The 1,303-nt window shown below is 29.5% G+C and carries 1 protein-coding gene; it reads left to right on the top strand.

Annotated features, from left to right (window positions below):
- Nucleotides 1-163 precede the first annotated feature (163 nt).
- Nucleotides 164-1,219 carry a hypothetical protein gene (locus LLW17_RS18805; RefSeq protein WP_228231835.1) on the top strand — a complete coding sequence of 352 codons (1,056 nt, stop codon included), beginning with the start codon at nt 164-166 and terminating at the stop codon, nt 1,217-1,219.
- Nucleotides 1,220-1,303 lie beyond the last annotated feature (84 nt).

Here is a 1,303-nt window from a genome sequence, read left to right as displayed (position 1 = left end):
ATCTATACCAACAATTAAAAACGTATTTTAGTTATTACAATACAAAAAGAAGGCATCAGGGAATAGAAAACGAAATACCGCTGGTAAAGTATTTAAACAAACAACAAAAAGCAGCTTAGTCAATATAACCGGAACTTAATTTAAGCTGAAAACTGCCCTACAAATGGGGGGATGCTCACTATACTGTACTAGTGAAAAGACTATTGAGCTTTTACGCGTTCCAAATCACCTGAATATATTTTGTAAAATTCCAAAAAAGAGCGAACTGTTTAAAGCAGATTTATCTTCACTCAAGGACTTATATGACGAGTTATGGGAAAGTCTAATAACCCAGAATTCCCAATCAAATTTATCAACGCTTCTATTCCAAATTGCAGACAAAATGTATTTGGAACAAAAAATTTCAACATTCAATGTTTTTAAAAGTAGGTATATTGATGAATTGAATTATTTATATAGCAATCATCTTGTTATTGAAGATGGAGAAGATATTCAGTTTTTTCATCAAACCTTTTATGAATATTGTTTATCAAAACATTTCGTAGAATCGGGCAGAGATATTTATAATTATATCCACGAGAATTCTCAGAATTTAGAGATCAGAAATGTATTAAAATTGGTGTTTGAGTATTTAAGACAATATGACCATAAGCAATATATTGCTAATACTCGTAAAATTTTAAAAAGTAACAATTTCAGATTCCACATAAAGTCTTTAACAATAATAAATCTTTCTCATCAGAATAAACCAAGCGAAGATGAAAAGCTAATATTTACAGAGATTATCAGAAAAAACACCAAGTTTATGAAAGTTTTCATAAACTCCATCTTTTCGAAAGATTGGGTTAACTATTTATTAGATGAAAACATAGTTTATAATTACTTCTTTCCAGAAAATCCTTTTCGAACTAGAGCATATGAATCCATTAAGAAGTTAGATTCTTTTTCGATTTTCTTTTCAAGAGATAATGATTTTGATAAGAAAATTGAAAATGATTATCGCGAAGCATTAATTCTACTACTAAACAATATTAATCTTAATCCTTTTCGAATCTTAAGATACATAGACGACCTCGATCCATTTCCAAAGAAAAGAGAATTAATGGAAAGATTAATAATAAGAATCAATGAGTGGGATGACCCTGAACTTTTAAAATTTTATGACAAGTATTTTACTGAGCATCCCCCCATTTGTAGGGCAGTTTTCAGCTTAAATTAAGTTCCGGTTATATTGACTAAGCTGCTTTTTGTTGTTTGTTTAAATACTTTACCAGCGGTATTTCGTTTTCTATTCCCTGATGCC

This window comes from Leeuwenhoekiella parthenopeia, assembly GCF_020782115.1.
Classification (GTDB): domain Bacteria; phylum Bacteroidota; class Bacteroidia; order Flavobacteriales; family Flavobacteriaceae; genus Leeuwenhoekiella; species Leeuwenhoekiella parthenopeia.
This window is presented reverse-complemented; position numbering and strand designations above follow the sequence as displayed.

Excerpts from the sequence above, each read along its gene's own strand:
- LLW17_RS18805 (WP_228231835.1), top strand. The coding sequence starts at position 164 with ATGGGGGGATGCTCACTATACTGTACTAGTGAAAAGACTATTGAGCTT.